Source organism: Syntrophobotulus glycolicus DSM 8271 (genome assembly GCF_000190635.1).
Classification (GTDB): domain Bacteria; phylum Bacillota; class Desulfitobacteriia; order Desulfitobacteriales; family Syntrophobotulaceae; genus Syntrophobotulus; species Syntrophobotulus glycolicus.
In genome coordinates this window covers 3,237,917-3,258,623 of sequence record NC_015172.1, presented here as the reverse complement: position 1 = coordinate 3,258,623, position 20,707 = coordinate 3,237,917, and the positions used below count along the sequence as shown (strand labels likewise).

17 protein-coding genes and 1 other RNA gene are annotated in these 20,707 nt (G+C 45.8%); 17 read left to right on the top strand and 1 reads right to left on the bottom strand.

The window, feature by feature from the left end:
- Positions 1-21: 21 nt before the first annotated feature.
- From SGLY_RS16125 to SGLY_RS16065, 13 genes are all read left to right on the top strand, one after another.
- Positions 22-846, top strand: coding sequence for a Cof-type HAD-IIB family hydrolase (locus SGLY_RS16125; protein WP_013626210.1), 825 nt, complete (start codon positions 22-24; stop codon positions 844-846).
- 1 nt (position 847) lies between these two features.
- Positions 848-2,647, top strand: coding sequence for a B12-binding domain-containing radical SAM protein (locus tag SGLY_RS16120; RefSeq protein WP_013626209.1), 1,800 nt, complete (start codon positions 848-850; stop codon positions 2,645-2,647).
- Between the two features lie 29 nt (positions 2,648-2,676).
- Positions 2,677-3,855 carry an extracellular solute-binding protein gene (locus tag SGLY_RS16115; RefSeq protein ID WP_013626208.1) on the top strand — a complete coding sequence of 393 codons (1,179 nt, stop codon included), beginning with the start codon at positions 2,677-2,679 and terminating at the stop codon, positions 3,853-3,855.
- Between the two features lie 38 nt (positions 3,856-3,893).
- Positions 3,894-4,757, top strand: coding sequence for an RNase adapter RapZ (rapZ, locus tag SGLY_RS16110; RefSeq protein WP_013626207.1), 864 nt, complete (start codon positions 3,894-3,896; stop codon positions 4,755-4,757).
- Positions 4,758-4,795: 38 nt separating this feature from the next.
- Positions 4,796-6,163 carry a gluconeogenesis factor YvcK family protein gene (locus SGLY_RS16105; RefSeq protein WP_013626206.1) on the top strand — a complete coding sequence of 456 codons (1,368 nt, stop codon included), beginning with the start codon at positions 4,796-4,798 and terminating at the stop codon, positions 6,161-6,163.
- Positions 6,164-6,204: 41 nt separating this feature from the next.
- Positions 6,205-7,143: a DNA-binding protein WhiA gene (whiA, locus tag SGLY_RS16100; protein WP_013626205.1), complete on the top strand. Its 939-nt coding sequence runs from the start codon at positions 6,205-6,207 to the stop codon at positions 7,141-7,143.
- 29 nt (positions 7,144-7,172) lie between these two features.
- Complete coding sequence (locus SGLY_RS16095) at positions 7,173-8,903, top strand: Na/Pi cotransporter family protein (protein ID WP_013626204.1); 1,731 nt, start codon at positions 7,173-7,175, stop codon at positions 8,901-8,903.
- Between the two features lie 144 nt (positions 8,904-9,047).
- A complete protein-coding gene (locus SGLY_RS16090; RefSeq protein ID WP_013626203.1) occupies positions 9,048-10,232 on the top strand; it encodes a phosphoglycerate kinase in 1,185 nt (394 codons plus the stop codon).
- A 23-nt stretch (positions 10,233-10,255) separates the two neighbouring features.
- Positions 10,256-11,011: a triose-phosphate isomerase gene (gene tpiA, locus SGLY_RS16085; RefSeq protein WP_013626202.1), complete on the top strand. Its 756-nt coding sequence runs from the start codon at positions 10,256-10,258 to the stop codon at positions 11,009-11,011.
- Between the two features lie 16 nt (positions 11,012-11,027).
- Positions 11,028-12,656, top strand: a complete 1,629-nt coding sequence (gene gpmI / locus SGLY_RS16080) for a 2,3-bisphosphoglycerate-independent phosphoglycerate mutase (RefSeq protein WP_013626201.1) — start codon at positions 11,028-11,030, stop codon at positions 12,654-12,656.
- A 21-nt stretch (positions 12,657-12,677) separates the two neighbouring features.
- On the top strand, positions 12,678-13,952 hold the full coding sequence (eno, locus tag SGLY_RS16075; RefSeq protein WP_013626200.1) for a phosphopyruvate hydratase: 1,275 nt from the start codon (positions 12,678-12,680) through the stop codon (positions 13,950-13,952).
- A 242-nt stretch (positions 13,953-14,194) separates the two neighbouring features.
- Positions 14,195-14,425 (top strand): preprotein translocase subunit SecG, encoded by a 231-nt coding sequence (gene secG / locus SGLY_RS16070; protein WP_013626199.1) that lies wholly within the window; start codon positions 14,195-14,197, stop codon positions 14,423-14,425.
- A 77-nt stretch (positions 14,426-14,502) separates the two neighbouring features.
- Positions 14,503-16,503: a sodium-translocating pyrophosphatase gene (locus SGLY_RS16065; protein ID WP_013626198.1), complete on the top strand. Its 2,001-nt coding sequence runs from the start codon at positions 14,503-14,505 to the stop codon at positions 16,501-16,503.
- A 105-nt stretch (positions 16,504-16,608) separates the two neighbouring features.
- Here SGLY_RS16065 and SGLY_RS16060 read toward each other — a convergent pair whose 3' ends face one another.
- A complete protein-coding gene (locus tag SGLY_RS16060) occupies positions 16,609-17,211 on the bottom strand; it encodes a class I SAM-dependent methyltransferase (protein WP_013626197.1) in 603 nt (200 codons plus the stop codon).
- 208 nt (positions 17,212-17,419) lie between these two features.
- On the opposite strand from SGLY_RS16060, the gene SGLY_RS16055 reads away from it, so the two are divergent.
- The 4 genes from SGLY_RS16055 to ssrA all read left to right on the top strand — a co-directional run bounded on the left by SGLY_RS16055 (position 17,420) and on the right by ssrA (position 20,605).
- A complete protein-coding gene (locus tag SGLY_RS16055; protein WP_013626196.1) occupies positions 17,420-18,181 on the top strand; it encodes an alpha/beta hydrolase in 762 nt (253 codons plus the stop codon).
- Positions 18,182-18,387: 206 nt separating this feature from the next.
- Positions 18,388-18,858 (top strand): SsrA-binding protein SmpB, encoded by a 471-nt coding sequence (gene smpB / locus SGLY_RS16050; RefSeq protein WP_013626195.1) that lies wholly within the window; start codon positions 18,388-18,390, stop codon positions 18,856-18,858.
- Positions 18,859-18,912: 54 nt separating this feature from the next.
- A complete protein-coding gene (locus SGLY_RS16045; RefSeq protein WP_013626194.1) occupies positions 18,913-19,905 on the top strand; it encodes a DUF4003 domain-containing protein in 993 nt (330 codons plus the stop codon).
- A gap of 339 nt (positions 19,906-20,244) precedes the next feature.
- Positions 20,245-20,605, top strand: a transfer-messenger RNA (tmRNA) gene (ssrA, locus tag SGLY_RS17695).
- The last annotated feature ends 102 nt before the right edge of the window (positions 20,606-20,707 follow it).

Here is a 20,707-nt window from a genome sequence, read left to right as displayed (position 1 = left end):
AATGTTGAAGGAGAAATCGGAATGATCAAGCTTATCGCTATTGATATGGATGAAACGCTGTTAAATCATGATTGGAAGATTTCTCGGCGCAATGTGGAGGCGATCCGGCAAGCGGCGGCCCAGGGGGTAAGGGTTACTCTGGCAACGGGCAGAATGGCCGCATCCTGCAGGAAATTCGCAAAGGAACTCGGGTTGGACGTCCCTGTGATTACCTATCATGGAGCACTGGTTGAAGAGGCTTTAAGCGGTGAAGTTCTATACCGCAAGGTTATTCCCATATCCTTAGCTGAGCCGATTATCAGGGAACTGCTTGATCGAAAAGTCCATACTCAGGTTTATGTAAAGGATAGGGTCTTTGTCAATCAGGCCAATGAATATTCTGATTACTACCGGAGAATGTCCGGGGTTAATGTTGAGGAAACCGATGTTTTCGCGTTGATGAAAGAAGAAAAAGAAGGATTTGAAAAGATTCTTTTGATAGGCCGGGAAAAAGAAATTGCCGAATTGACCGGAGAATTGACATCCCGCTATGCACAAAGCCTGCATTTTACTTCGTCCCGACCGATTTACCTTGATCTGTTAAATAAAAGTGTGAACAAAGGAACGGCCATTAAAGATCTGGCCGACCAGCTGGGCATACGGAGGGAAGAGGTCATGGCTATCGGAGACAGTTGGAATGACCGGGAAATGATTGAATATGCCGGGATCGGTGTGGCCATGGGCAATGCCCGGGAGGAAATAAAAGAAATAGCCGATTACATAACGGATTCCAACGCTGAGGACGGAGTAGCCAAGGCCATCGAAAACCTGGTGCTTGCTCAAGAAATCAAACAGGAGCAAAATTAAGGTGAAGCTATTGTTGGCAGCGATCAATGCCCGTTATGTCCACACGAATCCGGCGATACGCAGTTTGCGCCAAACCCTAAAATCCAAGCAGAATGACTTTGGCGGCTCTTGGGGAATTCAATGCAAGGAATTTTCGATCAATGAACAGCCGGAAAGGATTGCTGCTGCAATCTATGAAGAGAAACCGGATTTTATTGGTTTCTCCTGTTATATTTGGAATATCATCATGGTACTTTCTCTAGTGCGGAGACTTAAGCTTGTGCTGCCTGAAACACGCTTCATTTTAGGAGGGCCGGAGGTATCTTATGATTCCGCGGCAATTTTAAAGAACAATCCTCAGGCTGACGCCATTATTGTTGGAGAAGGGGAATTGATTCTGCCCGAGCTGCTTCAGGCATGGAGGATGGGTTTGGACCCGGAAAATATACCGGGGGTGTTGTGGCGGCATAAGGATAAGATCGTCAGTAATAGTCGAGAGGCCTTGCTTCCGGAACTGAATCATCTCCCTAATCCTTACTCGGAGCCTGAAGATCTGCGGGGGAAGCTGGTTTATGTCGAGACAACAAGAGGCTGTCCTTTTCATTGCAGTTTTTGTATCTCATCCGCTCTGAAAGGGGTCCGTTATTTGGAGTCATCCAAATTCAGGGCTATTCTGCGGAATATCCTGCAATATGGGGCCAGAACGGTCAAATTTGTGGACAGGACATTTAATGTCCGCAAGGCGCATGCGTTCGCTATCCTGGATATTTTTAAAGAAGAGGCAGCAAAATATGCAGGTGCCGGCCAGGATGTTCCCCGCGCCCATTGTGAAATGGCCGGTGAATTGCTGGATGAGGACTGGCTGGATTATCTGGCTGCCTATCCCAAAGGAATGCTGCAATTGGAAATAGGTGTTCAGTCCACGTTTCAGCCTACGCTGGAGGCAATTGCCAGGCGGCAGAATTTTGAGGATTGGCAGGAAAAGATTAGGAAGATCCAACATGAGGATAACATCCCGGTTCATCTGGATTTAATCGCCGGGCTGCCGGAGGAAGGCCCGGCAGAGTTCAAAAAATCCTTTAACGATGTCTACAAAGTAAGGCCTGACCGCCTGCAACTGGGATTTCTTAAAGTGCTCAAAGGTTCGGCGCTGGAGAGCCAAAGCATAGAATATGGAATCACCTATCTGCCTGATCCGCCTTATACTGTACTTCAAACCAAATGCTTAAGCCATCAGGAAATTCTGGAGCTGACAAGGATAGAAGAGCTCCTGGAGAAGTACTATAATTCCGCAATATTTTCCTATAGTTTGAAATATGCCGAAAGTTTTTTCCCGGACGCATTTACTTTTTATCAAAAATTTGCGGCTTTCTGGCATAAAGGGAAGTGGTTTAGCCAGGCCTGGAAACCAAAAGCCTTGTTTGAGAAACTTTGTTTATTTGTCAAAAATATTTTGGGCTCCACTCCGTCCAAAGAGGAGAGCCGCCGGTTCGGTTTTTTTCTGGAGACCCTGAAATTTGATTATTATCTTTTAGACCGTCCGGGGAATATCCCGGATTTTTTGGGAAAAAACCTTTTGGAACCGAAAGGATATCAAACGGCAAAAGAGCAAAGGCGGAACAGGACTTTGTGGGAGGACAGAATTCCTGAGAGCAAGTCCATGGATAAACGGCAATGGGAACGAGCGACCGCAATCGACTATTTCCATGTCGATATGTCCAACCTGAATAAAGCCAAAGACGGTCTTCCGCAGGAGGCTCAGGGAGGATGGTACCTCTTTTATTACGGGAAAGACAAAAAGTTCTTTAAATGCGCAAACTAAAATGAGGGACGATCTAAAAGGAGTTTCTAATGGGTAAAACAACAAAAAAAGGGTTGCTTCTTATTTTAATCGTAATATTTCTGATATCGGTGCCGTTGGGATGCGGGAATTCTGATCGCGGCGAGGAAACTGCTCCTGCGGTTATTTCTGTTTGGTATTCCCTGAGCGGGGCCCAGGCCGATGAATTGTTAAAACAGTGCAGCCAGATCATGAGTGCCCATCCGGATCTGGTGATTAAGGCGGATTACCTTGCCGAAAGTGAATTTGTGGAGAAGACGTGGCAGCTGCAGGCTGGAGGAGAAGGGCCGGAGATATTTGTGACCAGCGGCAGTATTATGGACCAGCTTTTCAGCAAAGGCGCTCTTTCCCCGGTCCTGGCCCAAAGCGATCATCTTTTTCAACCGGCAAAGGTTCGTTATAGTTCCCATGAGCAGCCGTACGCCTTGCCGCTGCTTACGGATGTCCCATTGCTTTTCTACAGAACGGATTTGGTTGAGGCTCCCGTGAATCTTAATGACCTGCTTGCCCGCAGAACAGCGATTTATGCTGAGAAGCTCAATATCTCCCTCCTTAGCGGATGGTGGAAAGCGGAAGGAGGCGGCTTTGTATCGGGACAAAATCCGATGATTAATACAGCAAACAACCTTGCTTTTTTGAATCATATCAGCACCTTGAGAGCAGAAGGAATAGTAAAGGAAGACCCTCAAGCCGTGGAGAAATTTATGAAAGGAGAAGAGAACTATCTTTTGGCCTGGGGCAGTACGGTTCAGACATTAACCGCAAATCAGGTCAGCTGGGGCTGTGTTTCCTTTGCTTCCCTGCTTGGCGACAATGCTAAGGCAGTGACCGGTCGTTCTGTCTGCCTGGCGAATTCTTCAACCAAATCAGCAGCGGGTCTGCACAGCAAGATACAATTGGTCGAGGAGGAGCTGCTGAAGCCGCAGGTTGCGGAAGCCCTGAGTATTCCGGCAAAACTATTGCCCGCCAATGACCAATACTATGCCGGACAGCAAAATCAGTTCATCAAGAATGAAGTAGCTAAGGCATTGACGACAGCTTGGGGAATAGAGGTTTCCTCCCTGGAACTGAAAATGCTGCCCATACTGGAAAATGCTTTTCAAGATTCAATTTTCGGAGGCGGCAGTGCCGAGACAGCTCTGGAGCAGGCTCAACAGCAGCTGACCGTCTATCTCAGCAGCCAAAAATAACAGACCCATGGATAATGAAAGGATAGAAGGTGAAGGCAATGTTCAAAAAAAATCTGAATCTTGTGATCATCACGGGCTTTTCTGGAGCTGGAAAGACACAGGCTTTGCAGAGTCTGGAGGATTTGGGCTTTTTTTGCGTCGACAATCTTCCACCCAGCTTAATAGAGAAATTTGTAGAGCTTTGTTCCCAATCCCAGGGCAAAATTAACAAAGCTGCCGTAGTTTGCGATCTGCGGGGAGGAGAGTTTTTCTCTTCACTAAACCAAGCCTTGCAGGATCTGGATAAAGTGGGCTTTCATTATGAGATCCTCTTTTTAGAGGCTTCTAATGAAGTGCTTGTGAAAAGGTACAAAGAATCCCGCCGGAGACATCCGGTTTCCCCTCTGGGCAATATCCTGGAAGGAATATTGATGGAACGGAAATATTTGGCCGAGCTGAGGGGAAATGCGCACAAGATTATCGACAGTACCGATTTGACCGCTGCCCAGATGAGGAATAAAATCAGGGAATTATTCGGAGAAAACTATGACCCGGCCAGAATGAATGTTTCAGTGGTTTCCTTCGGCTATAAATATGGGATACCTCTTGATGCGGACAATATCATTGATGTGCGCTTTTTGAACAATCCCTTTTATATTGAGGAATTAAAACTTCTGAACGGTAAAGATCAAGCGGTAAAGGACTATGTTTTGAACAATGATGTCACGAAGAAATTCCTTGAGAAATTTTTGAAATTTTTGGAGTTTACTCTTCCTTATTACATTAAAGAAGGGAAAAGCCACCTGGTCGTTGGAATCGGCTGTACGGGGGGGCAACACAGATCTGTAGCAATTGCTGAAAAAACCGCTGAATTTCTGCGTGAAAAGAATTATTTCTGTACCGTAAGTCACAGGGATGTCTAAAATAAGAAAGAGCTTATTTTAAGAAAGGAAAAAGCCTGATGAAAAAAACGGGACAGTATTTTTCGGATTTTATGAAGTGGCTATACCCCAATCTGGGTGTAAAACGCTACTTTTTCGTGGCTGTCATAGGGTTGTTTTTAGTTTCAGCCGGATTGGCGGTGATCAGCTATGGTGAAGCATTGGGTTATTTGGAAGCTCAGTTTAGAGAGATCATATATACTTTGACCGGAAAAACCCCTAAATCTGTGGTCCCGGCGGGTGTGGTCATCTTTGTCATCGGTCTGTTGGCGATCTATACCGGACTGAAGAATATGTTGAGGTCTGTGATCTCTGTGCTTTTGCCGGATAATGAAGACAAGATTTTGGATGTGGTGTATTCCCGCCGACATTTAAAAAGGGGTCCCCGGATTGTGGTGATTGGCGGAGGAACCGGTTTGTCCGCTCTTCTCAATGGGCTGAAAGAATATACCTGTAATCTGACGGCCATAGTGACCGTGGCGGATGATGGCGGCAGTTCGGGTAAACTGCGCAGAGAATTGGGGGTTCTGCCTCCCGGAGATATCCGAAATTGCCTGGAGGCTCTTGCCGAAAAAGAAGATATTATGAAAGATCTTTTCTCTTACCGGTTTGAGAGTGGGACGTTAGCAGGCCACTCTCTGGGTAACCTTCTTCTGGTCGGGTTAGCAGACCGGTTTGGAGATTTTCAAAAAGGGATTGAGCAAGTCGGCAAAGTATTTGCCCTCCGGGGGGCTGTATTCCCTTCAACATTATCCCAGGTTACGCTAGAGGCTTCTTTCGTAGACGGCCGCTCCGTGAAAGGGGAGTCCTCAATCAGGGATACTCCCGGGAAAATTAAAAAACTATGGCTGAACCCGGGCAACTGCACCTCACCGGCTGTAGCCCTGGAGGCGATCATGAAAGCGGACATGATTGTTTTAGGACCGGGAAGCCTGTACACGAGTGTCCTGCCAAATTTATTGGTCAAAGATATCCGCAATGCGATTACGCTCTCCAAGGCTCCCTGTGTTTATGTCTGCAATATTATGACCGAGCCTGGAGAAACAGATCATTATAGTGTTTCTGACCATTTGAAAGTGATTGTCCGGCACTGTGGGAAAGGGATCGTCGATGCTGTCCTGGCGGCGAAAGAAGAATTCCCGCAGGATGTTCTCGGGCGTTATGCGCAGGAGGGCGGTGAGCCTGTTACCGGTGATGAGGATAAGGTCAGAAAAATGGGCATTCAGTATTTTGCGGGCAGTTTCTATGCGGGCGGCGATGTGATCAGGCATGCTTCTAAAACGTTAGCCAAGGAAATTCTGCTGGTGTTATTCCGCCTGAAACCTGTAAATGAAAGAGTTGCTTTGGTGGATTCGTTTCTTCTTAACCGTAAAATGAAGAATTTATGATGGGACATTTGATTAAGACATGAGGGGAAGTGTTTGGTCCGATGTCTTTCAGCACCTCAACGAAGGAAGAACTGGCAAGGCTTGAAGAAAAGAAGAAATGCTGCGAACTGGCAGAATTATCGGCCCTGATCCGAATGGACGGAACGCTGCAGATCAGTTCCAATCAGCAATATTCTCTCAATGTCACGACTGAGAGTGCCCCTGTTGCCCGCAAGATTTATAATATGGCCCGTAACCTGCTGGAGTTGCCGGCCAGTATTGTGGTCCGCCGCAAATTAAGGCTGAAAAAGAACAATTCCTATATGGTAAGGATTTATCCCCGCGGCGGCCAGGATCTTCAAAAGCTGGGCCTGCTGAATCATGAAGGAGAGATACTGGCCGGTATCCATAAGGACATCATCAGGCATCGCTGTGATCAAAAGGCTTATCTGAGAGGGGCTTTTCTGGCGGGCGGATCGATCAGCAATCCTGAAGGCGGCAATTACCATCTGGAGATCATTACGAATGATCAGGTGTTGGCGGAAGATATCAGCAAATTGTTGAACAAGTTTGATCTTGGGGCAAAGATCAGCAACCGAAAAAATTTTCATGTCGTCTATCTGAAAGAAAGTGAGCATATCTTTGAATTTCTCGCTTTAATCGGCGCCCATCAAGCCTTGTTCGACTTTGAGAATGTTAGAATTATTAAGGATATGCGCAATCAGGTTAACCGTATCGTCAACTGTGAAACGGCCAATCTGAATAAAACAGTGGATGCCGCGGTCAGGCAGCTGGAAAATATTAAGCTTATCCAGCAGACGATCGGCTTGAAAGCTCTCCCGCAAAATCTGCGGGAAGTAGCCAATTTACGCCTGCAGTATCCGGATTCCAGTTTAAAAGAATTAGGAGAGATGCTTGTTCCCAAAGTAGGAAAATCAGGGATAAATCACAGGCTCCGTAAAATTGACGAGATTGCGGAAAAAATTACGAAAACAAAATAGGCGCAAAAATCAGGGCAAAGGGTGAATCAATGATTACAGTAACAATGGTAATGCAGTTTCTGGGAGGCATGGGCCTTTTTCTGTACGGAGTGAATGCGACATCCGAAGGACTGCAAAAAATAGCCGCCAATCGTTTGAAAAAAATTCTGGAATCCCTTACGAAGAAAACCCTAACGGCGGCCTTTTTTGGCATGGTGATGACAATCGCATTGCAGAGCAGTGCCGCAACAACAGTAATGGTGGTTGAATTTGTCAATTCCGGGTTAATGACATTGGCACAGGCTTTAGGAGTGGCCCTGGGGTCTTCAGTCGGAACATCGATTGTGATTCTGCTGATTTCTTTCCCCATCCTGAATATCGCTCTGGCCATGATCTTTATTGGCTTTATTTTGTATCTGGTGATCAGAACGACCCAGACAAAACGGATCGGGCAGGCTATGATCGGATTCGGCTGTATCTTTGTCGGGATGTCTTACCTGTCAAGTGCATTTGCCCCTTTCCGAAATATACCGGAAGTCAATGCGTTTCTTTCCGGTTTTGGCGATAATCCTGTTTTGGGGATACTGGTCAGCACTGTTTTTACGGCATTGCTCCAGAGCAGCTCCGCGTTCATGGCCATCTTGATTTCCCTTTCAACTCAAGGGCTTTTGACGGTTGAGGCGGTGGTGCCCCTTGTGATGGGGGCCCATATCGGAGGGACGGTAACAACTTTAGTTTCCGCTTTAAGCGCAGAAAAAACAGATGCCAAAAGGGTAGCGCTTGCCAACAGCATTTACCGGGTTGCCGCTGCTCTGATTGTTTTTCCTTTCTTCAGTCAATTTTCGGCATTGCTGGTTTGGTCTTCACCCTATCTGCCCATGCAGGTTGCCAATGCCCACCTTTTTTCGGCGATATTAATGGTTGTTTTATTTTTGCCTTTCAACAAATTAATCGCCAATGCCTTGATCAAAATTATTCCTCAGCCTAAAGGCAGGGATAAAGAACTGCGAAACATGTTTATCACCAAAACAGCGCTGGAACTTCCGGTTGTTGCCTTAAGCCAGGTTTATCAGGAAATCAGGTGGCTCTCCCATCAGATCATGGAGAATATGGTGGACCTGTTGCCAAGAGTAATGTATCGGGGGGAGCAGCGCTGGGCTGATGTTGTGGAACAGTCTGAACGGAATGTGGATTGGCATTACCGGCAGATCACCGACTATATTACAGCGATTTTCAGGCGCAACCTGATCAGGCAGCAGATTTTCGACAGTCAAAATTACTTGCTGATGGCCAAGGAATTTGAATATATCGCCGATAATCTGGTTGTGATGACCAGGTATATCATGCGGATGCATAATGAGAAAATAAAATTGACCGAGAGAGATTCGGCAATGTTTGATGAATTGTATATTCTGAATTCCAATCACTATCTGGCTATTCTGTCTGACTTGGACAATAAAACGAGATCCAACTCCTATGAGGTGATCAATAAACGCCAGGAAGTGATCGGAATATTTCATCATATGAGGGAAAATGCGATCAGCTTTCAGTACGGCAGTGCACCGTCTTCCGGTTCTGAGGGAGGAAAGAGCGCAAATTCAGAGTTTGAACCTGGAAGGGTTCAAATCGATTGTATCAGCATCATGATTGATTTAATCAATGGAATGTATAATATCAGTGAGGAAATCTTTAATATTGCCAGGATCATTGTCGGGCAGGAAACGGATGGTGAAGGACATAACCATGAATTATCCAGAGAAACAAAAAAAGGAATGAAATGAATATTTTATGCTGGTATGCTATGATAGACCATATGCAATTAAAATAGGGACCTTCCAAGCAACAGCTTCGAATAAGAAAACAATATAGCGGAAAACTAGCTTAATAAGAACAATCAAATAGCGTTAAGAAAGGTGAGGCAGGGAATGAATAAGAAGAGTATTGATCAAGTTGATGTCAAAGGGAAACGGGTGTTGGTCAGAGTGGATTTCAATGTGCCTCTGGATGATTCCGGCAAAATAACTGATGATACCAGGATAACTGCCGCTTTGCCCACCATAAAGTATTTGCGGGAAAAGGGGGCCAGGGTGATTCTGGCTTCACATTTGGGAAGACCCAAAGGAAAATTCAATCCCAAGTACTCCCTGGCCCCGGTTGCCGGCAGGTTAAGCGAGCTGCTGAAAACGGATGTACTGATGGCGAAAGACTGTATTGGTCCTGAGGTTGCGGAACAGGCAAAAGAGCTTTCCGGCGGGCAGGTCATGCTTTTGGAAAATGTCCGTTTTTATGAGGAAGAGGAAAAGAATGACCGGAGCTTTGCCGGGAAATTAGCCGGACTGGCAGAGATCTTTGTCAATGATGCATTTGGCACAGCACACAGGGCCCACGCTTCTACAGAAGGAATTGCCGGATTTATTCCGGCCTATGCCGGCTTTTTGATGAAAAAAGAAGTGGAGATCATGGGCAAGGCCTTGGAAAATCCCGAAAGACCTTTTGTCGCAATAATCGGAGGGGCCAAGGTCAGTGATAAAATAGCCGTTATTGATCATCTGATCAGTAAAGTGGATACATTGATTATCGGCGGAGGAATGGCGAATACCTTTATTAAGGCTCAGGGATATGAAACGGGCAAATCCCTTGTCGAGAAGGAGAAAACAGGTTTGGCCCAAGAATTGCTGGCTAAGGCCAAACAAAAAGGAATTAAATTTTTACTGCCGACTGATGTGGTGGCGGCAAAGGATTTCGCTCCTGATGCTCAGTCCAGAATAACCTCTGTTAAAGAAATCGCTTTGGATGAACAGGCTTTAGATATTGGTCCGGACAGTGCCGCAAAGTTTGCCGAGGAGATCAGACCGGCCAAAACTTTGATTTGGAACGGACCGATGGGTGTTTTTGAAATGCCAAAATTTGCCCAGGGTACTGAAAAAGTAGCGATAGCTGTAGCCGAATGCCAGGGCGTGACGATTGTAGGCGGCGGGGATTCGGTGGCCGCAGTTGAAAAAATGGGTGTTGCGGATAAGATCACTCATGTCTCGACAGGCGGCGGAGCTTCTCTGGAGTTTTTGGAAGGCAAGCTGCTTCCGGGAGTGGCGGCGCTTCAGGACAGTTAAAATCATTTATGGAGGGACTTGGCGTGAATAGTAGAAAGCAGTTGATTGCAGGAAATTGGAAAATGTTTATGAATACCCAGCAGGCCAGGGAATTTGCTTTGGATTTTCAGGGAAGGGTTGCCGATGTTACCGACAAGGAGATTGTGATCTGTGCCCCCTTTACCGCGCTGCATGTTTTAAAAGAAGAATGGGAAGAAGGCATCATACATATCGGAGCTCAGGATGTGTTTTATCAAAAGGAGGGAGCATATACAGGGGAGATTTCACCGGCAATGCTTGTTGACTTGGCCTGTACTTATGTCATCATAGGACATTCTGAACGCCGTGGCTATTTAAAAGAAAATGATGAACTGATCGCTCAAAAAATAAAAGCTGCTTTGGAAAACAATCTTAAGCCTATTCTGTGTGTAGGGGAAAACCTGTCTCAGCGTGAAGACGGCAAGGCCCTGTCCTTTGTCCGCTCCCAGGTCGAAAAAGACCTGAGTGAACTTTCCTCCTCCGATATCGGAAAGATCGTCATCGCATATGAACCGGTCTGGGCAATAGGAACAGGGAAAACAGCCTCTCCTCAGGACGCCCAGGAAATGTGCGCGGCAATCCGTTCCACACTGGCCGGTATAGCCGGAGCGGCGGCCAATAATATTCAGATTCTCTACGGAGGCAGTGTCAAAGCAGATAACATCAAAGAACTGACCAAGAAAAAAGATATTGATGGAGCGCTTGTAGGCGGGGCAAGTCTTGATCCGAAGCAATTCGCCGATTTGATCCATAACGCGTGAGAAGGGGTGAGATCCTATGCCGGATGCCGGGCAAAAAAAACCATTGATGCTGATGATCCTTGATGGTTGGGGATGTAGTCCGGAAAGAATAGGGAATGCTACTGTATGGGCTAAAACCCCCAATTTCAACAGATTGATCGATCGTTATCCCCATACTTTGCTTACCGCTTCCGGTAAAGAAGTCGGGCTGCCCAAAGGCCAGATGGGGAATTCTGAAGTGGGGCACCTGAATATCGGGGCAGGAAGAGTGGTGTATCAGGAATTAACCCGCATTTTTAAAGATATTGAGGACGAGGATTTTTTTAAAAATGAAGTTTTGCTGGAGGCGATGCACCGGCTCAGGGGAACCAATCATTCACTGCATCTCATGGGACTGCTTTCCGACGGCGGGGTTCACTCCCATATCGAGCATCTGAATGACATGCTGATGATGGCGGTTAAAGAAGAAGTGGAACGTGTTTTCATCCATGTATTTCTTGATGGGCGGGATGTTCTTCCTCAAAGTGCCCGGGATTATTTATGCAAGCTGATCACCAAAACGGAGGAGCTCGGCAAGGGAAAAATCGCTACGGTGATTGGCCGCTATTACGCAATGGACAGGGACAAACGCTGGGACAGGGTGAATCAAGCGTACAAGGCCATGGTTTACGGGGAAGGAGAAATGGCGCCCAATGCCCTGGCAGCTATTCAAAAATGCTATGAATGCAAAGTTCTGGACGAATTTGTCCAGCCGACCGTAATCATAGAGGGAAACGGACAACCGGTAGCCAAGATTCAGGATGGGGATAGTCTGATCTTTTTTAATTTTCGAGCCGACAGGGCCAGAGAGATTACCCGGGCTTTTATTCAAGAAGATTTTAAAGAGTTCGAAAGACCGGACAGACCGCAGGTTCATTTTGTCTGCATGACGGAATATGATGCTGAATTTGACTGTCCAGTGGCTTATCCCCCGCAAAATCTGGATAATACCTTAGGGGAAGTGCTGGCCGATAACAATCTGCGCCAGCTCCGGATAGCAGAAACTGAAAAGTATGCCCATGTTACCTTCTTTTTTAACGGAGGTGTTGAAGAACCAAACGATAAGGAAGACAGAGTCCTGATTCCATCACCAAAAGTAGCGACATATAATCTCAAACCGGAGATGAGCGCCTATGAAATCACGGATTCGGTATTACAGGAGATTGAAAAGAATATCTATGATGTGATTATTTTGAATTATGCCAATCCGGATATGGTTGGCCATACAGGGTATTTTGACGCGACGGTAAGGGCTGTAGAGGCAGTTGATATTTGCCTGGGTAAAGTGGAGGAAGCGATCAGGAGGCATGGCGGGACATTGCTGATTACGGCAGACCACGGGAATGCGGAAACCATGATTGACCAGCGGGCGCTTTCCGATATTAATAGTCCCACAACCAGTATGGTCAGTATTTCTTTTATCAGTGACAAGGGGCTTTACAGCCCCATGACATCACACACAACCAACAAAGTTCCCTGTATTATTGTCAATGAGGCGTATAAGGGCAGAATACTCCGGGAAGGGGCTGCTCTTCGCGATATTGCACCAACAATTTTAGAAATACTGGGAATACCGAAACCAAAAGAAATGACAGGCAAATCATTGCTGAGTCAAAATGAAGAATGAAAAGGGTAGGAGTGATCATTTATGGGTTTTATTGATCAGGTTTTTGCCAGGGAAATTCTTGATTCCAGAGGCAATCCAACGGTGGAGGTGGATGTCGTTCTTGATGACGGGACATTGGGCCGGGCTGCGGTCCCTTCGGGAGCGTCAACAGGCGCTTTTGAAGCAGTGGAGCTTCGTGACGGCGACAAGAGCCGTTATAACGGCAAGGGTGTGATTCAGGCCGTAAATCATGTCAAGAATATCATTGCGCCCAAAATAGAAGGCCTCAATGCTTTTGATCAGCCGGGGATAGACCGGGTTCTCTGTGAAATTGACGGTACTGAAAATAAAGGCAAGCTGGGCGCCAATGCCATTCTGGGGATATCACTGGCTACGGCGAGAGCGGCCGCCGAATCTCTCGGACTGCCCTTTTATCAATATATTGGCGGTGTCAACGCAAAAGAGCTGCCCGTTCCGATGATGAATATCCTGAATGGGGGTCAGCATGCCGATAATAACGTGGATATTCAGGAATTTATGGTGATGCCTGTTGGCGCCGGGAATTTTTCCGAGGCTCTGCGCATGGGGAGTGAGATCTACCATAGTCTGAAATCTGTGCTGAAAGGAAAAGGCCTGGCCACCGGAATTGGGGATGAAGGCGGATTCGCCCCCAACCTGGGATCAAATGCGGAAGCTTTGATGGTTATTGTCGACGCCATAGAAAAGGCAGGCTATAAACCTGGGGAACAGGTCGTTCTGGCCATTGATGCCGCGACAACAGAAATGTATAAAAACGGTGTTTATGTAATGGAAGGGGAAGGGCTGACCAAAACTTCCGAGCAGATGATTGACTATCTGGCCGGACTGGCGGAGCAGTTCCCGATTTTCTCCATTGAAGACGGACTGGCCGAGGACGATTGGGAAGGCTGGGCTAAGCTTACTCAGCGTCTGGGGGGGAAAGTGCAGCTTGTCGGTGATGACCTCTTTGTCACCAATCCTTCAAGATTAGCCAGAGGCATCCTGGATCAGTCTGCGAACTCCATTTTAATCAAGCTGAATCAAATCGGAACATTGACAGAAACGCTCGATGCCATCGAAATGGCTAAGAGGGCAGGATATACCACAGTAATATCACACCGTTCCGGAGAAACGGAAGATGTCACATTGGCCCATCTGGCGGTCGCCGTAAATGCCGGTCAAATTAAAACCGGCGCCCCGGCCAGAACCGACAGGCTGGCCAAATACAACGAACTCCTCCGGATTGAAGAAGAGCTGGGGCAAACCGCCATTTACAAAGGAAGAAAAATAATCAGATAAAGGGGCGGTCTGCCGGACAGCAGAATTTTACGAGCAGGGACAAAGCATTTGCCCTGTATGGATTTTCCATATGGGGCAAGTTATTTTTGCCAGGGTTTGGGATCAAAGCACAGGATAGATATTGCGTGATAATAAGGGCTGTGCTAAAATAGGACTGCTGACATCATATTTGCGTATTGTGGTTGTATTTCATGCAATAGCTCAGGCATATTTACATAAATAAGGCTTAGGAGGTGAAATCAATGACGATATTTATTATTGTAATTCTTTTAATCAGTTCTCTTGGACTAATCGCTACTGTGCTGTTGCAAAGCGGAAAAAGCGCAGGCCTTTCAGGGTCTATTACAGGCGCAGGCGAGCAATTTTTTGGCAAATCAGCAAAAGGAATGGAAGGTTTCCTGGCCAAACTAAGCATTGCTTTTGCGGTATTATTTCTTGTCAGTTCGCTGGGGTTGACCATTTACCTGAAATAGGATGTCACGCAAGTTTTTCAAGCCGGGCGATGTTGAGTACTTCGCTTTGGTTTTATTTTTGTAGGAGGTAAAAAGTGATGGATTTCTTAACGCCTTTATGGGGGGTAGGAGCCGGTGTTCTCGGTTTGCTGGTCGCAGTCTTTTTTGCCAGCAGTGTACTTAAAGAAAATCCGGGCAACAGCAGGATGCAGGAAATATCCAAGGCTATTCAGGAAGGGGCTATGGCTTATCTGAATAGACAGTATAGAACACTTATTCCGATCGCTGTTCTTATTTTTGTTGTACTCTTTATTTTTAAAGATTGGCAGGTAGCAGTATCCTTTATGGTCGGTGCGGTTTCTTCCGGTATAGCGGGATATGTCGGGATGGGGATCACCACCAGAGCAAACTGCCGGACGACAGAAGCTGCCCGGACCAGCCTGAACAAAGCTCTCGGGGTATCTTTCAGAGCGGGTGCGGTAATGGGTATGTCGGTGGCAGGGCTTGGTCTTTTAGGTGTAGCAGGCCTTTTTCTTTTGTTTGGCAATGCCGAAACCATTAATTCGTTTGCGTTCGGCGCCAGTGCGATTGCTCTTTTTGCCCGTGTCGGCGGTGGGATTTATACCAAAGCTGCCGATGTCGGAGCGGACCTTGTCGGTAAGGTAGAAGCGGGTATTCCTGAAGATGACCCCCGAAACCCGGCGGTTATTGCCGACAATGTTGGAGACAATGTCGGTGATACGGCCGGAATGGGTGCCGACTTATTTGAATCTTATGCCGCAACCACGATTGCCGGTATGTTAATCGGTTTTTCCGTATTTAAAGGACATGGAGCGGGTGAGCTCCTCTTTATCCTGATGGGTGCTATTGGAATTATTAGTTCTATTTTAGCCAGCTTTCTGGTGAGAACAGGGGAGAATGCCAATCCACAGACAGCCTTGAACAAAGGTCTCTGGGGGACCAATCTTCTGACTGCGCTCGGATCATATGCACTGGTTCATTTGCTTCTTCCGGCCAGTTATGATACCGGAAGTGTGGTGCTTACACCGAATAAAGTATTTATTGCGGTCATTTGCGGTTTGGTTGTCAATATCTTGATCGGACTTATTACAGAATACTATACATCCAATAACAAAAAACCTGCCCAGTCTATTGCCCAGGCATCACTCACAGGTCCGGCAACCAACCTGATTACAGGGATGGCTGTTGGTTTGAAGAGTACAGCGCTGCCGGTCATTACGATTTGTGCGGCGACAATGATCTCTTTCTCTGTAGCGGGGGTATATGGAATCGCGGTTGCCGCCATGGCTATGCTCTCTACGGCCGGGATGATTGTAGCAATTGACTCCTTTGGACCTGTTGCCGATAATGCCGGTGGTATCGCCGAAATGGCGGAACTGGAGCCCAGTGTCCGGAAAACGACAGATAAGCTTGATGCTGTGGGCAATACCACTGCCGCTGTTGCCAAGGGTTTTGCGATCGGTTCCGCCGCACTTACGGCTTTGGCCCTGTTTAATGCCTTTGCTGAATTGGCGGAATTGCACAGTATTGATATTCTTGTGCCGAAAACAATTGTCGGTCTGTTTATCGGCGGCGGTCTGCCTTTCCTTTTCTCAGCCTTTGCGATGGAAGCTGTCGGGAAGGCCGCTTTTGAGATGATTGGGGAAGTTCGCCGCCAGTTCAAAGAAATTCCCGGTCTGATGGAGGGGAAAGCCAAACCGGATTATGCGGCATGCGTGGATATTTCCACTAAGGCTGCCATCAGACAGATGATCATACCCGGTCTGCTGGCGGTAGGAACTCCGGTTCTGGTCGGTTTTGGACTCGGGAAAAGCGCTATGGGCGGAATGCTTGCCGGCTGTACAGTTGCAGGTTTCCTGCTGGCGATTTATATGGCTAATGCCGGCGGGGCCTGGGACAATGCTAAAAAATATATTGAGGCAGGAAACCTGGGCGGAAAAGGAACAGATGCCCATGCGGCAGCGGTTATCGGAGACACCGTCGGTGATCCGTTTAAGGATACGGCCGGACCATCTCTTAATGCCCTGATTAAGGTGATGGGTACAATTTCCTTGATTATCGCTCCGTTCCTTTCTTAATGTGCGGGTATTGAGAGCGAAAAGACAATATTCAGCATAAAAAGACGAGGCGCTTCAATTGAATTTGAAGCGCCTGTCTTTTATCTTATTCTTAGATAAAGCTCTTTAAGGATCACAAATGTAGATGATCAATTCATTAGAAAAAAGGATTTCCTCAACCATGGAGAAGACAGAGTTTAATTGATCATCAATCTGTTGAACAAAATCATGGTAAAAACTGCCCTCCAACAGCTCAATCAAGCGGATTACGGGGTTAAAAGTTTTGGGGAAATCAAGAATGACAACCTTTTCTGCCGCAACCCGCTGCATCTCTTGCAAAACAGTTAACCGGTATTCATTATTCATATCATGGAGACAGAATGCGGATGTAACCAGATCAAAAGACTCAGGTCCAAATTTGGCGATTTCATGTGCTGGCATATGAATAAAGTCAATCTTCTGTCCGTAAGTTATTTTTGCCTGATTCAGCATATCAATGGAAAAATCAATACCCGTGATATTGGGAGTATACTCCGACAATAACCCGGCCAAGGCACCGGTTCCGGTGCCGACATCAAGGACGGTTGTCTCTTTGCTGATAGCCATCCGTTCCAGGATTGCAGGCAGCGCAGCCCGGTAGTTTGAGCGCATTCTGATATTTAAAATTTTGTATACAGGCAGCCACCACTTATAAAATGTTTGAAGACGGTCAGAATTCTTTTGCTTCAAAAAAAACACCCCCCATGAACGATTGAAAAAAAGGTTTTTTAAAACCATATAAAATTAATTCAATGATATAGTAATGAACTGGAAAATGATAGAATGGATAAAACTCAGTTTAAAAATAAACGAAGACATTTTATTAAGCATATTTTTATTTATGGTGGGTGCCTTTCTTTACAAGGTAGAATAGAATTGTAACGATGGAAGTGATGAAATGCTAACGAAAGAAGAGTTGATCCAGCCGTTTATTTTGGGAGAAGGCAGGGCCGGGGTGGTTCTGATCCATGGATTTACGGCCTGCCCTATAGATATGCGTCCGCTTGGCGAATATTTGGCAGGCAAAGGCTATACTGTCCATGCGCCCCTGCTGGCCGGACATGGCGCCACACCCCAGGAGTTGAGCATGACAAAATGGGAGGACTGGAGGCTAAGCGCCCAGGAAGCAGTGGTTGCCCTGCGCCGAAGATGTTCTAAGGTTCTCGCGATCGGTCATTCCATGGGAGGGCTTATTGCACTCAGTTTGGCAGCATCAGGTGAAATTGAGGGAGTAGCCTCAATAAACGCCCCAATCATATATGGGGAAAGAGAATTGTATTCTGTGGAACGGCTTCTGCCAAAAATACAATACCTGGATAAACCGAATAAAGAAAATGAAATTCATATCAATAAAGAAGGAATTCCCCACTTTTCTTATACCCAAGTGCCGATAAAGTGTTTGGTCTCTCTCACTAAGGCGATTACGCCTGTGCAAAAAAGCTTGGCCCAGGTGAAATGCCCTTCATTAATCATACAGGGTTTGGAAGATAAAACCGTTAATCCCCGCAGCGGCCGCATCATTGAAAAAAGCATCACGAAGGCGAAGAAAGAAGTCATCTACTGGCAGCAGGAAGATCACTATATCGTCTTAAGCACGGCAAGAGAAGAGCTGGGGATGAAAATTGATTCTTTTTTTGAGAAATATGGATTGAAGCAATAGCAAAAGATATGGATTAAAGCATTCATGAAAACAGAAGGATCAAAATAATATCAGCCTAAAAATATCATAATAAAGTGGCGATCATTTAAAAAGCCTGGCATTTCAGGATGCTTGATATTCCACGAAATAGGATGATCCACGAATGAGGAAAATTCATGAATCAAAAGAAAAAGACAGGGGAAATCAGACGGACCGGAGGTGGGTTTATGGCAGGCGGAATTAAGGTCATAGCAGAAAATCGCAAAGCCAGACATGATTACTTCATTGAAGAAACCTATGAAGCAGGTGTGATATTAACAGGTACGGAGATCAAATCCATCCGGGGAGGACGCGTAAATCTCAAAGACAGCTATGCCGAAATTAAAAACAGAGAAGTATGGCTATTAAACACGCATATAAGCCCGTATGAAAAAGGAAACCGGTTCAATCATGACCCGCTCCGAAAACGCAAACTCCTGTTAAACAAGCGGGAGATCATCAAACTTTCGGCAAAGGTTCAGCAACAGGGAATGACACTTGTGCCAATCAAGATATATTTAAGCCATGGTTTGGCTAAAATAGAACTAGGGCTTTGTAAAGGCAAAAAGAATTATGATAAACGCGATGATATGGCTGACAAAGATGCCAAGCGTGAGATAGAGCGCACTTTACGCGAGAGAAACAAGGGGCAGTATTAAAACTGGAATCAATGTTGGGGATAGTCCGCATTTTTGACAGGGAGGCTATAGTGTATGGACAAACAGCTCCGAGTTAAGGCAGATAAGCTGCAAGAAATTTATAATGAAGCGAGCCGGGACTTTCGATGGAAAAATTCCAGCAATATGAACAATCTCATTGCTCTTTTTCATGTCATGAAAGGAAGAGAATACTCCGCTGAGCGGATAGGAATCATCAATGAGTATATTAAGGATAATACCAGTGTTTTTTCCTGCTATAGACAAAAATCTGTTCTTTTTTCAGTTTTACTGGATCTTAATTTTCCGGACCCCGAACAAAGATTCAATTTATTGCTTGAATACGAAGAAAAACTCAAAGAACAGGGCTTCCGCAGCTATACCTACCGGCCTGTGACAGCATACACCCTGCTCCTTTCCTGTTCACAGAACGAGGTTAATCAAAGGATCTCAAAGGCGTATAAGATATTCAGCGAAATGCGAAAAAACCATCCTTGGCTTACCTCGGGGGATGATTATCCTCTGGCGGTTTTATTGGCGGGTTCAAAAGAAGAAATTTCCGCTATTATGACAAACATAGAAAATATTTATCATAAACTACAAGAAGCCGGATTTAGCAAAAGCAACGGTCTGCAATTTCTTTCCCATATTTTGGATTTTAGTGTGGAGGATGATGTGGTTAAGGCCCGGAGATGTCATGAGCTATTCACATTTTTCAAAAAGAGTGGCCAGCATATTTATTCTGCCTATTATAGTTCTTTGGGGCTGATTACTCTGCTTGCGGAAAAGAGTACAGAAGCTGCCGACCGAACATTAGAACTGGCGGACTATCTTTCTGAAGACAGAAGATTTCGCTGGCTGGGCAGGGAAACTATCTTTTTGACTGCAGCAGCTTTGGTTTCCTCACAATACCTGGAAAACATGAAAAGGAATAATGAAGTTCTGCAAGCCGTATCGTTTGTAACCATTGAAGCATTGATTTCCGCCCAGACCGCCATTATGCTCGGAGCAACCTGCACAGCGACGACAGCAGCATCTTCAGGAAGCTAGGGCTGAGGATTGAAAAGGGATTTAAAGAAATATTGAAAAAGTAAATTCTTCTTATAAATCAGATTTTTATTATAAGCCATTAAAGTGAAAGATCAGGATAATCATTTTCATTAATTTATCTATTTATCTCATTAACTATTTGATTTATCCAAAAAGAATCCGTAATTTTACATTAAGCTTACCTATACAATAAGAATCAGTGATTATGAATAAAAAATTATACTATTATCAGGGCAAAAGATAAAAAAGAAAGAAATCAAGTTAAACTTATTTAAAATGATTTAAAATAACACTGGCAATATCCCGCACATATGATATACTTAATAAGCCAACCAATAAGGGGGCGTTATTAGAATCGCTCGGGGGAGCAATGGCAATAGCCGCGTGCCGAGATTCCCGTCAGATCCTCGTTAAAAAGGACGGAATCAGTTAATAACTGGCAAAAACGATTACGCTTTAGCAGCCTAAGTGCTGCTACATCCTGCCTTCTGTGCCTGCGGTGAAGGGTCAGGGTGTCATATGAGCAGGCTGCTCGAATCGGCCACCGTCTGAGGCTGACAGAGGAGATTAACCAGACTGGCATCCGAGGAATCGTGCTTTCAGGAGTCCGAGGAAGCGAGAACAAAAATGAGAGCTACGCACGTAGAAGTTGTTGTAGTTGCCTTTCGATACAGGGGTGCAATTCCCCTCGCCTCCACCATGTAAACCCACCAGTATAGGGAAGGGGTAGCTGAATAATCGGTTACTTTACCACTTTAAGAGGTTAAGCTTTTTGTGATAATCCGTTTTCTAGATTCTTTGA

What these genes read in the sequence shown, in the direction of transcription:
- secG (WP_013626199.1), top strand. Translation starts at nt 14,195, where the DNA reads ATGACGATATTTATTATTGTAATTCTTTTAATCAGTTCTCTTGGACTA.
- eno (WP_013626200.1), top strand. Translation starts at nt 12,678, where the DNA reads ATGGGTTTTATTGATCAGGTTTTTGCCAGGGAAATTCTTGATTCCAGA.
- SGLY_RS16095 (WP_013626204.1), top strand. Translation starts at nt 7,173, where the DNA reads ATGATTACAGTAACAATGGTAATGCAGTTTCTGGGAGGCATGGGCCTT.
- gpmI (WP_013626201.1), top strand. Translation starts at nt 11,028, where the DNA reads ATGCCGGATGCCGGGCAAAAAAAACCATTGATGCTGATGATCCTTGAT.
- whiA (WP_013626205.1), top strand. Translation starts at nt 6,205, where the DNA reads ATGTCTTTCAGCACCTCAACGAAGGAAGAACTGGCAAGGCTTGAAGAA.
- SGLY_RS16055 (WP_013626196.1), top strand. Translation starts at nt 17,420, where the DNA reads ATGCTAACGAAAGAAGAGTTGATCCAGCCGTTTATTTTGGGAGAAGGC.
- SGLY_RS16045 (WP_013626194.1), top strand. Translation starts at nt 18,913, where the DNA reads ATGGACAAACAGCTCCGAGTTAAGGCAGATAAGCTGCAAGAAATTTAT.
- SGLY_RS16125 (WP_013626210.1), top strand. Translation starts at nt 22, where the DNA reads ATGATCAAGCTTATCGCTATTGATATGGATGAAACGCTGTTAAATCAT.
- SGLY_RS16115 (WP_013626208.1), top strand. Translation starts at nt 2,677, where the DNA reads ATGGGTAAAACAACAAAAAAAGGGTTGCTTCTTATTTTAATCGTAATA.
- smpB (WP_013626195.1), top strand. Translation starts at nt 18,388, where the DNA reads ATGGCAGGCGGAATTAAGGTCATAGCAGAAAATCGCAAAGCCAGACAT.
- SGLY_RS16105 (WP_013626206.1), top strand. Translation starts at nt 4,796, where the DNA reads ATGAAAAAAACGGGACAGTATTTTTCGGATTTTATGAAGTGGCTATAC.
- SGLY_RS16065 (WP_013626198.1), top strand. Translation starts at nt 14,503, where the DNA reads ATGGATTTCTTAACGCCTTTATGGGGGGTAGGAGCCGGTGTTCTCGGT.
- rapZ (WP_013626207.1), top strand. Translation starts at nt 3,894, where the DNA reads ATGTTCAAAAAAAATCTGAATCTTGTGATCATCACGGGCTTTTCTGGA.
- SGLY_RS16090 (WP_013626203.1), top strand. Translation starts at nt 9,048, where the DNA reads ATGAATAAGAAGAGTATTGATCAAGTTGATGTCAAAGGGAAACGGGTG.